The organism is Rhizobium sp. TH135, from assembly GCF_002855515.1.
Lineage (GTDB): Bacteria > Pseudomonadota > Alphaproteobacteria > Rhizobiales > Rhizobiaceae > Allorhizobium.
Genome location: NZ_PKRP01000004.1, coordinates 1 through 19,212, shown reverse-complemented (window position 1 = coordinate 19,212; position 19,212 = coordinate 1). Strand labels below are relative to the sequence as shown.

The following is a 19,212-nucleotide window of genomic DNA, read 5'->3' as shown; positions in this document are numbered from 1 at the left end:
TCGCACGAGTCCGTAAGGGTCAGAGACCAATGAGCGTTTGGACACTCCGACCTCAGCTGGCTGTCGAAGGTCTCATGAGCCATTGCCAGTTGGCTTTCCAGGTCGTGAGAAGTTCAGAGGGACGTTGTTGGGATGGGCCCAGAGGTTGAGCCGATCGCCCCACCACCACGTGCAAGTACACCTCTCCTTCCGGTCATTTTCAGTGCCAGGAGTATCATCTCGGTCACTACCTTCGGGTTTAACCCTGGCATGCTTCCAAATCCGAAATAGACGGGTGGAGACCCATCATCGAGAAAGCGGGCAAGTGCTGGATCAGGGGTCCAAGCAGGGTCATCCAGAAACCAGTAGCCGCTCACCAGAGTGTCAGGGCCCCAATTAACCGGCTTGGGAAGTATCGCCGGGCTATAGGCATATAAATCGTACCTTCCCGCGGCGCTGGCTTATCGACATATGTTCCCAAGGCTCGTTCTCGCCAAGCCTTCAAATCCCGACCAAAGAGCAGATCAACGGCTTTCAGCGCAAATGTGTGGCTCAGCCGATTGAAAGGACCCAGTGACGAAAATGGAAGGAGTGGGCTCGGAAAGGCCTGTGTTGGCGTCAAGCCCGGCACTGGCGATGCTAGAACATGCGGGATTCTGAGCGCTGTGGCCATATAGGGAGAAACAAGTGACTTAGGGTGGTAGACGATGATGTCTGGCGCAAAGCTCTGGACTGCCTGCCATTCTTGGTCAAACAGCTGCATCATTAACGGGCGAATATGCTTGAGCAACTTCAGCCCGCTCGTGAACCCTTTGCCACCGAGCATGAGGCACAGAGACGATACCTCGTTGCGATTATCAGGCCGCCTGAGCCGCCAGGAAAGACCGTAGACGATCAGTTTGCGGGTTGCGAAGGACCTCCTGCGGGTCTCCCTCCTCAGCCACCACCCCCTGACTGAGGAACAGGACTTTGTTGGACACCTCGCGGGCGAAGTTCATCTCATGCGTCACGACGATCATCGTGCGCCCTTCTTCCGCAAGGCCGCGCATGACGCGGAGCACTTCGCCGACGAGCTCGGGATCCAGCGCACTGGTCGGCTCGTCAAACAGGATGAGTTCCGGCTCCATAGCCAGCGCCCGGGCAATGGCCACGCGCTGTTGTTCGCCGCCGGATAGAAACGCAGGATAGGCATCCCGCCTGTGAGACAGCCCGACCTTGGCCAGATAGAAGTCTGCCCGCTCCTGAGCTTCCGACTGCTTGAGCCCCTTGACGCGTGTTGGACCCAGCATGACGTTTTGCCGTGCTGTCATGTGCGCCCAGAGATTGAACTGCTGGAAGACCATGGTGACGCGTGCGCGGTAAGCGCGAAGTGCGGTCTCGTCGGCCACGGACAGGTCACCGCTCCGGTCTTTGCGGCAGATGAGCTGTTCGCCGTCCAAGGCGATCGTTCCCGAAGTCGGACGCTCGAGAAAGTTGAGGCAGCGCAAAAATGTGCTCTTGCCCGATCCCGAAGAACCGATCATGGAAATGACGTCGCCCTTGCTGGCGCTCAAGGAAACACCCTTCAACACCTCGACGGCACCGAAGGACTTGTGAATGCTGTTTGCAGAAAGCATGGTCGTCATCTTGGTTCTCACGGGCTAAGGAGTGGGCCGTCCCGGAAAGGACGAGTGCCGGCGATCTTGCCGAGCCGCTTGTTGATTTCCGCGATCCGGGTGGCTGGGCGCGCGTAAAAAACGCCCGATGTGCTGGCGGCGACAGGATGCAGATCGCCTGACACAGGATCGGTGATCTCGGCAACAATCTCACCCTCGCGCACCCGGTGCCCGAGCGGCACTGGATATGAGACCAGCCCAGCGATCGGTGCGACCAGCGCCTCCGAACCCGCAAGCGGTGTCGGCTCGCACGATAGCGCCGGGATATTCGAATGGCCCGCCAGCACGCCACTGTAGCGGAGATAATCGATCAGAGCCGCGGCATCATCAGCTGCCAGCTTGCGGTCAACATCCATGCGTCCCCGCAATTCGAGAGTGCAACTGACGCAGCCCTGGGGGACAGGTTTATCGGGTAATGCTTCAGCGATTGCGCCCCACGGCTTCGTCAATGCTTCATCGAACGGCTCCCCGCCGGAGACGTCGGCCACGAGCACGGCGCGACAGCGGGTGAGCGCTGCAAGGGGAAGCACCCGCTCGAGTGAAACCGGCTGCGTGTAGAGATGCACCTCTGCCTCGCCGTCGCAATGCAGATCAATGACCACATCAGCAGGAAGAGCGAGCCGCATCAGCGCATGGCGAAGCCGGTCACTGGGCGCGGACGGCTCGATCGTTTCAAGCGCCTGAAGCAGTGCCTGTCGGACATTGGCCGTGTTCGACTGAGGATCATCGGTGAGTGTATCCCCGAGCAACGCGATCGCCTGCGCCGTAAGATCCGGATAGTCGCGGTTGAAGTTGCGGCCATCATAAAAATCGAAACGGCCCTGCTGGTCGCCATGTAGGAACTGCCCAAATGCCAGCGGATTGGCCGCCGGCACGACGGTCACCCGTCCGCGCATCTTACCCGCCCGATCTTCCTCGATCAGGCGGTCGACCAGAAGCCGTGCTGCCAACATGCCGGGCCCCTCATCGGCATGAAGCCCGCCCTGGATATAGACATGCGGACCGGCATTGCCATCGCCGAAGCTGAACCAGGTCAACCGGTGGGTCGTGCCCGTCGCACGTCCGGGAATATCGATAAATTGTTCATGCATGAGTGGGTTCCGCGGCCACCAGCTTGGTCACGCTGGCGCGTGGGTCGAGGTGGCGAAGATAGTGACGCTCCAGAAGGCGAAACGTCTGGGTGAGAATGATCGTGAGTGTCAGGTAGAAGACAGCCACCATGCCGAAACTCTCCGGCAGGACAAGATAATTGGTGTAGACATCACGGGCGACACGGAGGATCTCGACGATGGTGACGGTGCTGGCGAGCGCTGTCGCATGCATCATCTGCACGACCTCATTGCCATATTGCGGCAAAGCCCGCCGCCAGGCGCCCGGCCAGAAGACGTCGCGAAGCACCTGGTAGCGCCCCAGCCCCATCGCCCGCGCCGCTTCGATCTCGCCGGCTGGGGTTGCCCTGATAGCACCTGCAAACATTTCCGTCGTGTAAGCGGTGGTGTTCAAGGTGAAGGCGAGCCAGGCACAGAACCACGGGCTGCGCAGGACAGGCCAGATGGCGCTCTCGCGGATCGCCTCGAATTGCGGCAGGCCGTAGTAGATGATGAAGAGCTGCACCAGAAGGGGCGTGCCGCGAATGACATAGGTATAGAGCCAGACGGGCGTGCGTGCCCAGGGATTGGCCGAGGCCCTGGCGATGGACAAGGGAACCGAGAGCACGAGACCCGCGGACACCGAAAGGACGAGAAGAAGAAGTGTGATCCACAAGCCGTTGAAAAAGAGCGGCAGGGTCTCCGACACAATCTGCCAGTTGATCATCGGAGCGCCTCCCGCCGAACACCTCTGGAAAAGCGTCTTTCGACGCCCGAGAGCACCAGGATCGAAACCGTTGTGACCGCAAGATATATGACGCCCGTCAGGGCATAGAAGGTAAAGGGGGCACGGGTCGCCGCCGATGCCAGGCCCGCCCGATGCACCATGTCATCCAGCCCGATGATAGAGACAAGCGCCGTCGCCTTGAGCATCACCAGCCAGTTGTTGGTGAAGCCCGGGATAGCATGCCGGATCATTTGCGGCAGGGTGATGTGGGAGAGAACCTGCCAGCGCGTGAGCCCGCAGGCATAGCCGGCTTCGATTTGGCCTCGGGGAATGGCGAGGATTGCGCCACGGAAGGTTTCGGTTAGATAGGCTCCAAAAACAAAGCCGAGCGTCAGCGTGCCAGCGGCAAAGGCATTGATTTCGATATATCCCCAGCCTTGCGCATCAGCCATTCGGTTGAGCAGGATCTGACCGCCATAAAACACCCCGAGCATGAGGAGCAGATCGGGTAGCGACCGGATGATGGTCGTGTAGGCGTTCGCAACAGCACGCAACAGTGGAGACGGCGACAGCTTTGCGACCGCACCAGCCAGTCCGAAGACGCATGCAATAAGCAGCGAAACCGAAGCCACCGATAAGGTAACGCCGAGCCCCGCCACGATCATGGGCAGATATCCGTAGAACATGAAGCCTCCCAGGCACGCCGCCCCACCAAATGACATGGTGGAGCCGCATGCATGTTTGATGTCAGGGCTGGACCGGCTTGGGCATGATGTCGAAATCGAAGTATTTGAACGAGATGGTCTTGTAGGTTCCGTCCTGCATCACTTCGGCGAGCGCCGTATTGATTTTCGACTTGAGCTCGTCCTCTCCCTTGCGAAGCGCGATACCAACACCGCCATCCGTGCTTTGGGTGAGGGAAATGGCGTCGCCGATCTGTGCGAAACCCTTGCCTTCAGGCTGCTTCAGGAAGCTTTCGCCTGAGACCACCGAAGATCCGAAGGCAATATCACCGCGGCCCGCGGCAAGCTCCAGATACACGGCCGTTTCCTTGTCGACGAGAAGCGTTTCGCTGTCTGGATAATTCGCCGCAATGTAGTCCGCGCGGGGGCTGTTGCGCAGCACGATGATCGTCTTGCCTTTGAGATCCTCAGGCGAATAGCCGGTGAACGCCCCTTCTTTCGCGACGAAACGCGAGGGGACATCGTAATAGGGATCGGAGAAGTCAACGACCTGCTTGCGCTTTTCCGTGATGGTCATCGAAGCAACAATGATGTCGAACTTCTTGGCATTCAGTGCCGGGATCATGCCATCCCATTCCTGCTGCACCATCTCGCAGGTGACCTTCATCTCCTCACACAGCGCTTGGGCAATCTCGATGTCGAACCCCGACAGGGTCCCGTCGGCGGCCACCTGGCTGAAGGGCGGATAGTTGCCTTCGACCCCGATGCGCAGTGTATCCGCATGGGCTACGCTGGCGGCAAGAAGAAGTGTAATCACAGAGCATGCTGTCTTGAAGCGCATAGGAAATGACCTCCCTGTTCTCTTTCCTGTGGCTTGACGATGGCAGTAGATTTTCAGATAGTCAACAGGTGAAAAAAATCATGTCACCATCTCCGCCATCCTGGTCTGCAGAAGCCGACCGCCGTTTCAGCGCTTCGCCGCTTGGAAAAAAGGTTCTGTCACTTCTGGCTGAAGGCTCGCCTTCCCAGCGCGGCCTGTCGGAATTCATTCTGCGAGACCCGATATTCGTCGCCACCCACGGGATCGAAGAGGTCGCACGGCAGTCAACGATTTCTGCCAGCACAATCAGTCGTTATGTGCGGGATCTCGGCCTCTCCGGCTATGCAGAATTTCGCGCCGCTGTCGGCGAGACCGTACATGCGCTCATTGCGCCGGTAAACAAGCTTGGTGCGGAACTGGACAAGGGCAGCGCAGGACAAGGCGCGGTAGAGGCTAGTCTGGCAAACGGTCTCCGATCCATTGAAGCCCTGACGGATCCGCAGACGGCTCACACGATCCGCGAGGTCGCCTCGGCGATCAAGGAGGCACGCAACGTCTGGGTGATGGGCTTCGGGCTATCATCACATCTTGCAGCCATGCTCACGCTTGGCCTTCAACCCTATCGCGACGGCGTGGTCAACGTCGTGCAATATGGCGGAACGGAAGTGGCCGCCGGCCGACTGATGAATGCGGGTAAAGGCGATCTTGTCATCGCACTCGCCTTTCCACGCTATTCGGCAGATGTCACTGATCTCGCCAATGCAGCAAGACGGGCAGGTGCTGGCGTCGTGGCGCTGACCGATTCCATCGCGTCACCTTTGGCAGCAGTGACCACGACACTTTTACTTGCACCAGCACCGCATCCGCTCTTGCCCTCGTCGTCACTGCCCGCACTTGCTCTGATCGAAGCGCTTGTCTCGGAGTTTCTCATTTCTGATCCCGCCCATATCGAGCGCGCCGGCCGACTGGCTGCAGCAATGTCGGCTTACTTGTCATCCTCAGAGTAGCAGATAGCCATCACTGATGTGCTCGGGCCCTCGATTGCTTGCCAAGACCATCGTATTTCGTCACGCCGGCAGATCAGAGACAGCCAAACTGAAAGAGGAATGAGAGACCCCGTGGTGGGGCTCTTGCGTTGGAAGCAAATCATTTGCCGTGAGATGGTCATCGCGGCGCCATACGGGATGAACTACAGGCTCTTTCGCCTTGAAAGCAAAAGCCTTGAAAATCTCCATGTAGTTGGCAAACACATAGCCCTCATTCATCTGTTGCCACTCGACAGGCCTCGCGCGGTAATGTGACGGAAGCTTGTACCAAGGCACGGTCGGGAGCTTGTGATGCACGAGATGCAGATTGTTATAAAGAAAGAGCGGCGCAAGAAGCGAGTTCTCGACAATGATCGTCCGCCCGTCCGGTTTCTCTGCCCATTGGTGCTCGCAATAGGAGCGGATGGAGATGATCGAAATGCCCAGATAGGCCGAGACGCCAACATAGAGCCAGATTGGGATGCCGAAGACTTGTGACACCACCATCAGGGTCGGGATGAGGCCGACGAGATGTAAGACCCAGGCCAGTCTCACCTTGCGGTCGCCGGTTACGATCCTGCGCCATTCTGCAAGCGTGAAGCCAACGACCATAAGCGGCGGACCCAACAGCATTCGGCCTATCAGGGTATTGTTTAAGGCAAGCAGGCGCTTGAAGGCCAATGGCATGCTCTGCCAGGAGTTCCATGAGCGATAATAGCTTTCGGGATCATCGAAGGGATCGGTCAGGCGCTCGTCTGCATGATGCTGGAGATGCGTCCGCTTGTAACTGCGATAGGGATAGAACACGCCAAGTGGCGCAAAGATCAGTGCCTCGTTTACGCGGGCATTCCTTGTAGGGTGTCCATGCAGGACCTCATGCTGGAGCGAGGAGTGCAATGCAACGGCGATGCCCATCAGAAGCACAGCGACGAGCGGAAACTGCGGATAGACGACGTAACCGGCAAGGCCCCAGAGCCCGTAGCAGAAGATCAGCAGGGTGACTGTCGGCCACTCGACCCCAAGTCCCCTGGTCCGGTGGCGCAACGAGCTGGGCGTTGATCTGACTATTTTGCGCATGATGTCCCCTGATTTGAACTAGGCCATCAGAGTTCCATGTCGCTTGTCAGGATGAAACGAGACCATGGTGACCTGCTGTTGATTTTGATAACGGAACATCGGTATTGTTTACGATCGTAAACAATAGGGTCGATCATGGACAAACGCGATCTGTCTGGGCTTTTTCGGGCGAGGCTGGCTGAGCTGGTCTCCCGCTCCGGCAGCAATCAATCCAATTTTGCCGCCGGCATCGGCATCGATCGCTCGGCCCTTTCTCAGTTGCTATCAGGCGGGTCGGCCAGACTGCCGCGCGTTGAAACACTTTTGAATATCGCCGAACGCCATGCTGTTTCACTCGATTGGCTGCTCGGCATCTCGCATGATCCGGGACTGACCGGCGAGTTGCGACCGAGTTTTGAAATGGAAGACGGTGGAGAGGACCAGGGGCGGTCCCTCTTGATGACCTGGCATGCGGAATCCGCTGGCTCCAAGATCCGATATGTCCCTGCACGCATTCCCGATCTGCTTCGCACACCCGAGATCATCGCTTTCGAAGCTGACGCGGCCCATCAGGATGCAAGGGCGCAGGCCAATGAAACCGCCTTCAGACTAGACTATAACCGTCAGCCGGGGACTGACATGGAAGTCTGCATGCCTCAGGAAACACTTGAAGCCTTTGCGCAAGGACGAGGGATGTGGAGTGGACTGGCGCGGGAGGTTCGCGCCGAACAACTGCAGCATATGGCAAGGCTGATCCGCGAGCTCTACCCCTCGTTCCGCTTGTTTCTCTACAATGAGAAGGAGAAATTCTCCGTCCCGTATACGATATTCGGTTCACAACGTGCCGCCATTTTCGTCGGCGGAATGTATCTTGTGCTCAACAATGGAGACTCCATCCGCAAGATGCAGCGGCACTTCGATGATCTCATCAGGTTTACACGCGTGCATGCCCATGAAAGCGCGGATCATGTAAGTTCACTACAAGTTTATTGAGCCAATAGCTCGTAGCTCAAGAAACTGCAGGTGCCGACGGGGTAGAACCGCCACCCTGTGTCGCTATTCGAGCGAACTCGCAGCATTCTACGCAACTTGCTAACCCTGCTCTTGAACGGAATCGAACCGAAAGCCCACTCCTACCGCCGCCACCCCTTTGAGAACGCTATTCTTTTTATCTGCTGTCGATGCTTCGTGATCGTCCGAGTAGTCTGACTAACTCATGTTTGAGCAGAAAGTGGAAAGTGACCTGAGCCCCTGAACTTCCTCCAGAATTTGGTAGAGTCCGTCACATCAAGGAGACGGACGGATGAAGCGTTCACGGTTCACGGAAGAACAGATCATCGGGATATTGAAGGAGCAGGAGGCGGGCGCGAAGACGGTTGATGTCTGCCGCAAGCACGGCATCTCGGATGCAACCTTCTACAAATACAAGGCGAAGTATGGCGGCATGGATGTGTCCGATGCCCGCAAGCTGAAGGCGCTCGAGGACGAGAATGCCAAACTGAAGAAGCTGCTCGCCGAGGCCATGCTGGACAATGCGATCCTGAAGGATGTCGCTGCAAAAAAATGGTGACGCCCGATGTGAAGCGGACTGCGGTGGCTCACGTCTGTGCGCAGCATGGAGTGAGCCAGCGTCGGGCGTGCGAGGTTCTATCGTTTGATCGGTCGAGCATGCGATATCGCAGCGTGCGGCCTGACGATGCAGCCATTCGGGAGGCGATGAAGAAGGTGGCATCCGAGCGTCGCCGCTTCGGATATCGCCGTATCCACGTCATGCTCGACCGGCAGGGGATCGTCATGAGCCTGAAGAAGCTTCGGCGTCTCTATCGGGAGGAGAAGCTGGCGGTGCGCAAGCGCGGCGGTCGAAAGCGGGCCTTGGGGACAAGGCGTCCCTTGGCTCTACCGTCGCGCCCCAACGAGCGCTGGAGCCTGGACTTCGTCAGCGATGCCTTCACCGACGGTCGCCGCTTCCGCGTTCTGGCTGTCGTCGATGACTTCACCCGTGAATGCCTGTGCCTGGTCGCCGACACATCCCTGTCGGGCGCTCGGCTTGGCCGCGAGCTGGACACCCTTATCGTCAGGCGGGGGAAGCCGAAGACGATCGTCTCGGACAACGGCACGGAGATGACCAGCATGGCCATCCTCAAATGGTGTCAGGAGACCAAGGTCGAATGGCACTACATCGCCCCAGGCAAGCCGATGCAGAACGGCATCGTTGAAAGCTTCAACGGCAGCTTCCGTGACGAATGCCTCAACGAGACGCTGTTCTCGTCGCTCAACCAAGCCCGCGCTGCCATCACCGCATGGAAGGAGGATTACAACAGAAACAGACCGCACTCGTCGCTGGGCAACATCACACCCAGAGAGTTCGCAATGAAAATGGCTATGGAAAAACAGGCCGCATAAGGCCAGATTAAAAACCCAAGACTCTCCCGAAAAATGGAGGGAAGTCGGGTCTCAGGTCACACGCGCCAAAACACTGAACGGAAGCGGCGACGCTTTGCTTTGGCCCAACCGCCGAAACATATGGTGACGGGCCAAGATCGCGCTTTCGTTTCGCCAGCAGTATGAAACGGAAAGCTAAATCAGTGTTTTACAGCGAGCAATTTAATGACCTAATTGAAGGCGCGTTGCAGACAGGGTTAGCGGATCGGCAGGTTTCGGGCCCACGACAAAACATGCTCAATGTCCGATATGAGGGCGCAAGGCGGAAGCGCCTGTCAGACCTTGCCTGTTGGCAGCAATTGGGCATTTTCGGAGTTGCCGCGTTATGAGAGATGCGGTTTAGCAAGTCCGCAAATTTTTATAGGTGGCGCAGTTGCACAGTCTTCAAAATGGCCGGTGGCTCAATGAGCCAACTAAAGCAAATTCTTCGGATACCGAACTCTGCGTAACGACTGACGCCAACACGGATTTTTGGCGAGAGACACACTATGGCTTTGTGCGCGATAGCGGCCACTTCTACGCATTCCAGGCCGAAAGCAGTTTTACCGCCCAAGTTCGTGTCCAAGCACATTTCGAACATCTTTACGACCAGGCTGGCCTGATGGTCAGGCTGGACGAGAGACGGTGGGTCAAGACCGGGATAGAGTTCTCGGACGGATATGGCTTGCTGGGCAGTGTGCTGACTGATGAAGCCTCCGACTGGGCGACGGGGCGATATCACGGCGACCCATCAGATTTTTGGCTGAGGGTGACCCTCCACAGCGGCGTTCTAAGAATACAAGTCTCACACGATGGGCAGACTTGGCCGCTGGTCCGCCTCTGCCGATTCCCAGAAGCGGATCATTATCTCGTTGGCCCAATGTGCTGCACTCCCGAACGTGCGGGCTTGGAGGTACGATTTAGTGAATGGCAATTCGGGCGGGCCTTAGGCAAGGACCTCCACGACCTGACGTAGCCGCAAGTGCGCGTAATTTAACAGCAGCGTCTCGTTCTGGCGCAAATGCGGGGAGCTTGGCCGAGATCAAGGACCGCTTTGAGGTGCTGCAAACGAAGCCGTGTACGGCTGGTGTAAAGGCGCGAAGCGGAAATCATTTCCGCTGTCGGCCAAAAAACCGACGACCAGCTTCAGCGGATGGCCTCGGTGCTGCTTCACCGAACAAGTTTCAGCGCTTGCGATAGCCTTGCAGGCGGGGGCAGCTACCACCGAGACGCACTACCCAGATCAACCGTCATTTGACTTTGGTTCGATGCCGCACTATATAGTTCGACATCGAACCAAAGGAGATGGTGATGAACCTGACACGGCGCAAGATGATTTTCCTTGTTGGCGGCGGGGCTGTCCTGGCAGCCGGCGGTGCCTTCGGATACGCGGCAACACGCATGCCGCAAACGGCTTACCTTCCGTGGGAACGCGCGGGCAGCTATGAGGACCCGCGGATGCGGGCTCTGTCGTGGGCGCTCCTGGCCCCGAACCCGCATAATCGCCAGCCATGGCTGGCGGATGTGTCCGAGGACGGCGTCATCACGCTGCATGCAGACACTGACCGCCTGTTGCCACACACCGACCCCTTCAACCGACAGATCGTGATCGGTCTCGGGTGTTTTCTGGAAGTCCTGCGCATGGCCGCAGCAGAAGATGGCTACCGCGCCGCCATGACGCTTTTTCCGCAGGGCAGCAACGCCACGGCCCTCGACCAACGCCCCATCGCGCGCATCACCTTCACAGCCGATCCAGCGGTTGCGCGCGATCCCCTGTTCGCACTGGTACCAGCCCGGCGCTCCAACAAGGAACCGTTCGACACGAGCCGCCCTCTGGCACCCGACATGCTGATGCAGATGGCTTTGGCAGCCAGCAACGGCACGCGGTTCGGCGGCACTGTCGACCCGGCGGAAACGGTCAAATGGCGCGCGTTGACGCGCGAAGCGCTTCGCATTGAGGTCGAGACGCCCCATACTTTTCAGGAGAGCGTCGATCTATTCCGTATCGGACGCCGGGAAGTGGATGCCAACCCCGATGGCATCGACTTTTCGGGACCTATGTTTGAAACGATGCACCTGACAGGCACGTTCAGCCGTGAAATGGCGGCCGACCCAACGAGCTTCGCCTTCAAGGCCGGCATGGACGCGGTCTACGCAAATGCCGATACCGCGATGGGACATGTCTGGCTGGTCACCGCCGACAACAGCCGCGAAACGCAGATTGCGACGGGCGCGGACTGGGTGCGCGTCAACTTGGCTGCGACGGCTTTGGGACTTGGGTTCCAGCCCCTCAGTCAGGCCTTGCAGGAATTTCCGGAGATGGCAGGGCCCTATAGCCAAGTGCACGAACGCCTTGCACCGGACGGCGGTACTGTTCAAATGCTGTCGCGCATCGGTTATGGTCCGGTTGTCGGAAACAGCCCGCGATGGCCGTTGGAAAGCAGGATCATGAATGTCTGAAAGCGCAATGCCCGACTACTTCCGGCTCTTCAACGAAATCGGCATCATCGGGCAACTTTCACGCAGCCTGCTAGAAGCCCGGTTGCCGCCGGGCTTCGTTGCAGCGCAATTTTATGTATTGAACCATTTGATCCGCGTAGGCGATGGCCGCACGCCTCTTGCCATAGCGCGGGCCTTTCAGGTGCCCAAGACATCGATGACGCACTCGCTGGCCGTTCTGGAACAGGCGGGCCTGATCGAGATCCGCAAGAACCCTGGGGATGGCCGATCAAAACTGGTTCATATCACGGATGCAGGGCGTACGTTCCGACAGGATGCGATCGACGCACTCGCACCCGATCTCAAACGGATTGCAGCCGCCATTCCCCCCGACCACGTTGCACGCATGCTTCCCGATCTCGAAGTGTTGCGGAAATTCCTAGATACAGATCGCGACGCTTCACCATAGGCTGCGGCATTTTCGATAGGCTCGTCGAACGCCATGACTGCACGGTTCCTGACGATCTTGTCGGATCAGCCATACCGATCTCCGGAAAGCACGACAAGGACACATGTCTGAACACGGAAAGGGAGAACATATCCGCATCTGGTGCTTTGGAGTTGGCTTTGCGGCGTTTCATGGATGAAGGAGCCTTATGACCGAGTAGCTGATCTTTCCAGCTGTACAAAGTCGGCCTTGAGACGCCCAGTCGGTCAGCCACCTGTTGAGCGGTTTCGTCTCCATTGCATAGCCCGAAGACGCCTACTTGCCGGACCTCCTCGCGATATCCAGGATGCCATGATCGACCGACCATCGGTGTTCGCGCCTCCGGAAACGCCTCACGGACCCATGCGGTTAGAGTCCCTCGACCAGGATACCCAAGCGCTCTCATCGTCGCTGAGATGCAACGATCATGGGTGCGAAAGTGCTCAAGTGCCGCCTGTTTCTGTGCCTCGGATTACTTTGGCGCTCGCGCTACCGGCTGCATACGCAGATAGAGGTTCTCGAGGTACTCGCGGTACCAACCCCTCCGGGCATTCTTTGTGGGATATTCCAGCTGGCGAATGGTCGCGTTGAGGCGCTTGCCCAGCCGTATATAGAGCTCCACTGCTCGAAGTCTGTCTGAATAGGAATACATGAACTACCTCCTTGGTGGTCCAAGTTTTTGTCCGCACCTCCTTATGCGCCCAACCGGCTCTGTTTTGCGTGGAAACCAACGATCGGTGAAGGAATCCCGAAAAAGTACCCTTGTGCGATGTCACATCCGAGAGTTCTCAATACTTCGAGCTGATCGGCGTTTTCGACACCTTCTGCAACGACCTTGTGTCCAAGACCATGGGCCATTGCGATAACGGATGACACTATGATCTGGCTATCACGGCTTGTGGCAATGTCCTGAACCAGTGAGCGGTCGATCTTCAGGAAATCGTAAGGTAGCTTGCAGAGCTGTGCCAAGTTCGAAAACCCGGTTCCGAAATCGTCGATCGCCACTTTGAACCCTGCGGCCCTTAACGCCTCAAGATGCTGACGCGCCTTGTCAAGATCCAGCATTGCAACCGACTCTGTCACCTCCAACTCCAGATCGCTTGGCCTGATGCCACGAGACACAACATAGGAGGAGAGCTTCTCGGCGAAGTTTTCGTCTGCGAACTGGGTTGGGCATACATTAACAGCCACCCGTGCCGGCAATCCTGAGTTACTCAGTTCACCCACATCTTGCGCAACAATCGACATAACCTTGCGACCGATCCGCTCCAGTCCGTCACCAGCGGCAGCGACATCTAAAAAGCTGCCCGGATATAGCAGTCCCCGTGTGGGATGCGCCCATCTGACCAGAGCTTCATAGCTTTCGACTTCACCAGATTTGAGGTCGATTTTAGACTGGTAGTGAACAACCATCTCGTCGTTGTCTATCGCATGGACGAAATCCCGCTCAAGCTCTGCGCGGTCAACAGCCTTTTCGCGCATCAGGTCATCGAAGACTGCATACGTTCCGCGTCCTCGGCTCTTGGCCTCGTACATTGCCATGTCGGCATGTTTCAGCGTGTCGGCACAAGATATGCCCTCGCCGAGTGCTGCAATACCCACGCTCGCACCAATCTGGATTCGCCTTTGGCCGATAAGGAACGGATCTGCCAAAGCATCGATCAGTTGTTGAGCAATTTGATTGATCTTTTGTTGGCTGTTTTCACCCGTCACCAGGACAACGAATTCGTCCCCGGCGAAGCGAAAAAGGAGCCGGCACCCGGGCGATGCGACATCAAGGGTATCAGGGGTGAGGCAAAGATTGATATTCTCGGTGGTAATCTGGAGACCATCGACCAGCATTCTGGAGGACGCCATCTGGAGCAGCTTGTCTCCTATCTGGTGGCCGTAGAGATCGTTGACCTGCTTGAAGCGGTCGAGGTCGATGAACAGGATATGCCCGGATAGCTTCTCGGGTCTCTCAAGGAGCTCGTTAAGGACTGCGCGATTGGGAAGTCCTGTTATGCCGTCTTCGTAAGCCAGCGTGTTGATTTTGGAGACATTGTCGTTGAGCCGCGCCACCATTTTTCGGAAGCTCTCAGCCAGGCCTCCGACTTCGCATCGGCAGTCCACCGTCACAACCGTTTCATAGTTGCCCGAAGCGATGGCTTCTGTGCTCGCCTTCAGGTTCTGAATCGGACGGGTCAATCGCCCGGTCATGTAGTAAGTGAAACCAGAGGCAACAGCAATCGAGGCCACGAGCTTGGCATACCCGACTGCGGTTAACGAGTGAGAAGCCCCAGCATCTTGGTATTCCAGGAGGTAGAACACCAGTGCGGCAATCAGGGAGCTAAACACGCCAATCATTATGGTGAATCTAACGCGCAGGCTATTCAGGCCACGCCCCAGGATTCGCCCTGTAATCAGTTCGGTGTCAACTTCCATCACTGCACACTCTCCATGGATGACTTAGCGGACCGATTTTGATCGGCCCGCCAGACTGCTTCTTGATTTCGGAAGCTTAGAAATCCTCCCACGTCTCGTTCTTAACTGCGGTATTGCCTCTTACGGCTGTGGCAACCCGGTTGATCAGCCTGCGGGCTGGCGACGCAGTGGGGGCGTTCGCGGAGGTAACTTCGGAAGGCGCAGACTTGTTCTGCGAGTTGCCGATCTCGAAGCGACCAATGAGCTGAAAGAGTGCTTCTGCTTCCTTGGCGAGAGAGTGGCTGGCGGCGGTCGATTCTTCGACCATCGCCGCATTTTGCTGCGTACCCTGGTCCATCGTGTTGACTGCTGTATTGATCTCTTTCAGACCTGTCGCCTGTTCCTTGGCGCCCTCTACGATTGCGGTAACATTGACGCTGACCGCCTGGACCTGCGAGACGATATGCTCAAGTGCCTTGCCTGTTTCTGTGACAAGATGGACGCCGTTCTCTACCTGCTCGCCTGACTTCGAGATCAATGTCTTGATCTCCTTTGCCGCAGAAGCGGATCGCTGAGCCAGTTCCCGCACTTCTTGCGCGACGACAGCAAAACCTTTGCCAGCCTCCCCGGCCCGCGCCGCTTCGACGCCCGCATTGAGTGCTAGCAGGTTCGTCTGGAAGGCGATCTCATCGATGACGCCAATGATGCTGGAGATTTCGCGCGAGGAAGATTCGATCTCCTGCATGGCGTGAACTGCACGATTCACGATCTCTCCGGAGCGCTCGGCAGATTGGCGGGTTTCCTGAACCTGCTTTCCAGCTTCCTCGGCGCGGCGGCTGGAGTCCGAGACAGTTGTCGTGATCTGCTCGAGCGCTGCTGCTGTTTCTTCTACAGAAGCTGCTTGCTGTTCCGTGCGCTTCGACAAATCGTCTGCAGCCGCGCGGATCTGGTTGGATCCGGCAGCAATGGCCTGCGCATTCTGACCGACCCGGCGCATTGCATCCTCGAGCTTGGCCACGGCTTCGTTGAAGTCGATGCGGACCTGGTCCAGTCGTTCGGCGAAGACGCTTTCGATCCGGTAGTTCAGCTTGCCGCTCGACAACTCGTTCAGGGCGTGACCGATGCTCTCGACTGCAAAACGGACTTCCGCCGCTTCCTGAGCCTGTCTGCGTTCGCGTTCGATGCGTTCCTGCTCGCTGAGCGACCGGTTCGCTTCCGCTTCCTTTTCGAGACGGACGCGCTCTTGCGCATTGTCCCTGAAAATCGCCACAGTCGAGGCCATTTTCCCAATCTCGTCTTTGCGTCCTTCGCCGTAAATTTCGACCTGAAGGTTACCGCTGGCGAGATCGGACATTGCTGCCGAGATGGAGTTGACTGGTCGTATTACGCCGCGCAATACGGTCCAAGTGGAGAATGCCGCTACGACAGCACCAAGCGCCGACAGCGTTGTCATAATGGTCGTCAGGAAGGTTGTCAGTTGATTGCCTTCATCGAGGCCCTGCTTTGCAACCTCGATCTGCAGATCGATCAGCTTTGATATGTCAGTGCCGAGCGGGTCAATCGTCGGATATAGCTTCTCGTCAGCGAATTCAGCCAGGGCGCCGAGATCGCCAGAAGCAAGAAGCTGGCGGAGTTCCTCAACACCAGCATTTGCTTGTGCGCGTACCTCCGCAAAGTGGTCAGCGATTTGTTTCTCTTCGGCCGTCAGTGTCGTCGAAATATACTCATTCCAATGGGCCTCAATGGAAGCAAGAGCCCTGTCGACATTCGCCAAGCCATCATTTGGTGACATTGCCTGCGAACGGACCTTGTGTGCCGTGTCGACCACATCTACTGCGTAGCCGTCGCCGATCCGCTTGAGCTGCTCCATGGGCATCACACGGTCGAGGACAATAGACTTGGCGATCTCCGCCTGTGTACGCATAGCGTAGAAGCTGAACGCGGTGATCGCGATTAGTGCTGCGGTTAACAGCGATATGCATGCAAGAAGTTTTACCCTGATTGTCATTGTATCCCCTTCCCAAAACCTATCGAATGAGTGCGGGCCCCATTGAAGCCTAAGCTTTATTCTTAAGCAGGAGCTTGATTTTTATGCGCTCAGCAAGCTTTCGCGTCCCCTCGTGGTCACTGGATATCAAATTTAGGAGTCGAATCTTTACGATCAGCTAACGAATTAGCGAGTCGATGCAAAATTTTTGAGCAAATGCCTGCAGAAGGGTCAGTGATCTGACGGTGGACGAAAAGCTGGTGTTGATACGACATCCCGCCGCGCAGCCTAATCAGACGGCAGTGCGGGTGGACCTACCTGCTGGCGACTAGAGATGTCTGCTTCTCGCGCGGGTTTTCCGCTTCTCGGATTGGTGTGATACAAAGCCGACAGCTTCCTTTCCGTCCTCACCTTAGATAGCGCCTGTATAACGTGAACGACCGCTGTGAAGGCGCAGAGCTAGCTTCCCGCCGGCTATTGCCTCACCCCTCATTGAGGATTTCCCTCGCCGCCTCTCCATCCAGCACCTGCTGTTCGAACAGAACCGCCGTCAACCGATTAAGCCGCGCCCTATTGTCATTGAGGATCTCGGCCGCCCGCCCGAGTGCCTTCTCCAACCGCGCATGGACACGAGCGGCCAGATCCGGCTGCGCGTCGAGCACTGGCGTCGCATCCTTGTCGTCACGGTAGAGGAGCGGCTGCACTGCCCCAAACCCGAGACTGCGCTCAAGGGCCAGCGCAAGCCTGGTCGCACGCGCGAGATCACTGTCTTCTGATCCCGCCGAGCCGACGGAGACGGAGCAGAAGACAATCTGCTCTGCCGCCCGCCCGGCCAGCAGCATCGCCAGCAGGTCCTCGCGATAGCTCAGCATGTCACTGCCGGACCTCTGGAACGCTAGAAGACTGTACCCGCCATCGGGCATATCGATCGTAATCCCCTGGATCGGACCGAGCTTGAGGACGTGATGGACGATCGCATGGCCCGCTTCGTGGACAGCGAAGCGCCAGCGAAGATCGTGCGGAAGCTCTGGCCTGTTCATCCGGACGGCGTCCTCCAGATCCTTGTAGCGGATAGGACGCTTCTGCCTGCGGGCGACCTGGCGAGCCTCACGAACGACGCGTTCGACATCAGCCCCGGTAAGCCCCATCGCACGGGTCCCCAGACGCTTCAGAACCGATTGAACGTCACTCTCACTCGGCCCAGTATTGGTCATGGCTTGCTCGGTCATTGGCTTCCTCCATTCAGCGCTGTTTGTTGACTCAGGCTGCCGTCGGCATCCGGGGACGCCTTGGGGATCTCGGGTTTTTCCTTGGTTGGCACCTGCCCCTCTGCGGCCAGAACCTTCAGATCTTCGCCAAGATGGTGCCGGAAGATTTCGGCCAGCGTGGCAGTGTCTGGCCTCGGAATCTCGATGTGGGTTTCCAGGCGCCCGGAGCGTTTCAGGGCCTCGTCGATCTGCTCCGGTCTGTTGGTGGCGCCGACGACGATGAGGCCTTCGCCCTTCACCGCACCATCCAGCAATTCGAGCGCTTTGTTGACGACACCATTCCAATAGTCCGCGTATTCCCTCTCCGCCGGCTGGCGTTTTCCGATGCCATCGATCTCGTCGATGAACAGGATCGCGGGTGCCACGGCCCGCGCCTCGGCAAAGGTCCGGGCCATGCGATTGAGGACGTCACTCAGATGCGCACCCTGCAACCAGGTCGACACCGAGCTAACCACCAGCGGCACCTGCAAGCTATTGCAGAGCGCCCGGGCGAATGTCGTCTTGCCGGTCCCCGGCGGTCCAGAAAGAAGCAGCTTGGTGCTCATGTCAGACCATGGAAGGATCGAGGCGCGGTAATCATCGAGATCTGCCTTCAAATCGAGCGCCCAGGTCTTGGCTTTCCCGTAGCCAGGCAGCGTCTCGATCGCGAGGCTCGGCGGGCTCCCGTCTTCGCCGAAAGGCTCCGGCTGGATGACTTCCGCCCCGGACGGCTTGTCGCGTTTCCACCCGCCACTGCTACTGTCTTGCCCCGAAGCAGACGTGTCATGGCTCGCATTGCCAGGCTTTTGTTTCGACGTCTTAGAGCCACTTGAGGACCCGTCGCTCTCATCCTCGTCACTGTCGCCATCGCGCGCAGCAATGCGATTGCGCTCGGTGAGGGAAGCAAGGATCGCAACGACCTCGGCGGCACTGCGGCCAGGTCGGAATGCGAGCACAACGTCGTCGATCGTGAGGTAGTGAACATCATAGGAATTTGTCCACCGATCGAGCGGCAACCTGCCACCTGGGCCGTAGATGGCTTCGAGCATCAAGACGAGGAAGGGGTAATCGAGCCTCCCGCCCTCCAGGTTGATGTCAGCCGCGATAGTGATCTCGTCCGGAACACCTTTCGCATCTTCGCAGATTGCAACGACGGGATAGTCACGTCGCAGCGCATTGAGGAGCCGACGCTGCA

16 protein-coding genes and 1 pseudogene are annotated in these 19,212 nt (G+C 57.8%); 6 read left to right on the top strand and 11 right to left on the bottom strand.

From position 1 onward, the window contains the following. Positions 1–836 precede the first annotated feature (836 nt). From C0V73_RS12810 to C0V73_RS12790, 5 genes are all read right to left on the bottom strand, one after another. Positions 837–1,595 carry an ATP-binding cassette domain-containing protein gene (locus C0V73_RS12810; RefSeq protein WP_172450185.1) on the bottom strand — a complete coding sequence of 253 codons (759 nt, stop codon included), beginning with the start codon at positions 1,593–1,595 and terminating at the stop codon, positions 837–839. A gap of 17 nt (positions 1,596–1,612) precedes the next feature. Further along, positions 1,613–2,725 (bottom strand): succinylglutamate desuccinylase/aspartoacylase family protein, encoded by a 1,113-nt coding sequence (locus tag C0V73_RS12805; protein ID WP_102020398.1) that lies wholly within the window; start codon positions 2,723–2,725, stop codon positions 1,613–1,615. After that, a complete protein-coding gene (locus C0V73_RS12800) occupies positions 2,718–3,449 on the bottom strand; it encodes an ABC transporter permease (protein ID WP_102020397.1) in 732 nt (243 codons plus the stop codon). The genes C0V73_RS12805 and C0V73_RS12800 overlap by 8 nt, the downstream gene beginning before the upstream one ends. After that, on the bottom strand, positions 3,446–4,135 hold the full coding sequence (locus tag C0V73_RS12795) for an ABC transporter permease (RefSeq protein ID WP_102020396.1): 690 nt from the start codon (positions 4,133–4,135) through the stop codon (positions 3,446–3,448). The genes C0V73_RS12800 and C0V73_RS12795 overlap by 4 nt, the downstream gene beginning before the upstream one ends. 61 nt (positions 4,136–4,196) lie before the next feature. Next, on the bottom strand, positions 4,197–4,949 hold the full coding sequence (locus tag C0V73_RS12790; protein WP_172450170.1) for a transporter substrate-binding domain-containing protein: 753 nt from the start codon (positions 4,947–4,949) through the stop codon (positions 4,197–4,199). A gap of 104 nt (positions 4,950–5,053) precedes the next feature. On the opposite strand from C0V73_RS12790, the gene C0V73_RS12785 reads away from it, so the two are divergent. Next, positions 5,054–5,959, top strand: a complete 906-nt coding sequence (locus C0V73_RS12785; RefSeq protein WP_172450169.1) for a MurR/RpiR family transcriptional regulator — start codon at positions 5,054–5,056, stop codon at positions 5,957–5,959. Positions 5,960–6,019: 60 nt separating this feature from the next. On the opposite strand, the gene C0V73_RS12780 is transcribed toward C0V73_RS12785, so the two are convergent. Continuing rightward, positions 6,020–7,054 carry a fatty acid desaturase gene (locus tag C0V73_RS12780; protein ID WP_102020393.1) on the bottom strand — a complete coding sequence of 345 codons (1,035 nt, stop codon included), beginning with the start codon at positions 7,052–7,054 and terminating at the stop codon, positions 6,020–6,022. Positions 7,055–7,189: 135 nt separating this feature from the next. Between C0V73_RS12780 and C0V73_RS12775 the strand changes: the two genes are divergently transcribed. From C0V73_RS12775 to C0V73_RS12755, 5 genes are all read left to right on the top strand, one after another. Further along, positions 7,190–8,026, top strand: coding sequence for a helix-turn-helix domain-containing protein (locus tag C0V73_RS12775; protein WP_102020392.1), 837 nt, complete (start codon positions 7,190–7,192; stop codon positions 8,024–8,026). Positions 8,027–8,336: 310 nt separating this feature from the next. Continuing rightward, positions 8,337–9,436 (top strand): IS3 family transposase gene (locus C0V73_RS12770; RefSeq protein WP_102020391.1). Its coding sequence is split into 2 segments (ribosomal slippage): positions 8,337–8,589 and positions 8,589–9,436, totalling 1,101 coding nucleotides; the frame shifts between segments, so codons are not numbered across the junction. 412 nt (positions 9,437–9,848) lie between these two features. Further along, entirely contained in the window at positions 9,849–10,430 is a 582-nt protein-coding gene (locus C0V73_RS12765) for a DUF1349 domain-containing protein (protein ID WP_102020816.1), read from the top strand. A 335-nt stretch (positions 10,431–10,765) separates the two neighbouring features. Next, complete coding sequence (locus C0V73_RS12760) at positions 10,766–11,914, top strand: twin-arginine translocation pathway signal protein (RefSeq protein ID WP_245407965.1); 1,149 nt, start codon at positions 10,766–10,768, stop codon at positions 11,912–11,914. After that, positions 11,907–12,362 (top strand): MarR family transcriptional regulator, encoded by a 456-nt coding sequence (locus C0V73_RS12755; protein ID WP_102020390.1) that lies wholly within the window; start codon positions 11,907–11,909, stop codon positions 12,360–12,362. The genes C0V73_RS12760 and C0V73_RS12755 overlap by 8 nt, the downstream gene beginning before the upstream one ends. A 136-nt stretch (positions 12,363–12,498) precedes the next feature. On the opposite strand, the pseudogene C0V73_RS12750 reads toward C0V73_RS12755, so the two are convergent. From C0V73_RS12750 to C0V73_RS12730, 5 genes and pseudogenes are all read right to left on the bottom strand, one after another. Continuing rightward, positions 12,499–13,032 (bottom strand): annotated as a pseudogene (locus C0V73_RS12750) (IS3 family transposase); the annotation flags it as partial. A 41-nt stretch (positions 13,033–13,073) separates the two neighbouring features. Beyond that, the gene (locus C0V73_RS12745; protein ID WP_102020389.1) at positions 13,074–14,804 is read right to left on the bottom strand and encodes an EAL domain-containing protein; all 1,731 of its coding nucleotides are present in this window, start codon (positions 14,802–14,804) and stop codon (positions 13,074–13,076) included. Between the two features lie 76 nt (positions 14,805–14,880). Then, the gene (locus C0V73_RS12740; protein ID WP_102020388.1) at positions 14,881–16,791 is read right to left on the bottom strand and encodes a methyl-accepting chemotaxis protein; all 1,911 of its coding nucleotides are present in this window, start codon (positions 16,789–16,791) and stop codon (positions 14,881–14,883) included. Positions 16,792–17,252: 461 nt separating this feature from the next. Then, positions 17,253–17,999, bottom strand: coding sequence for an ATP-dependent Zn protease (locus C0V73_RS12735; protein WP_102020387.1), 747 nt, complete (start codon positions 17,997–17,999; stop codon positions 17,253–17,255). Further along, a partial coding sequence (locus C0V73_RS12730) for an ATP-binding protein (RefSeq protein WP_143708340.1) occupies positions 17,996–19,212 on the bottom strand: 1,217 nt, incomplete at its 5' end. The genes C0V73_RS12735 and C0V73_RS12730, both read right to left, overlap by 4 nt.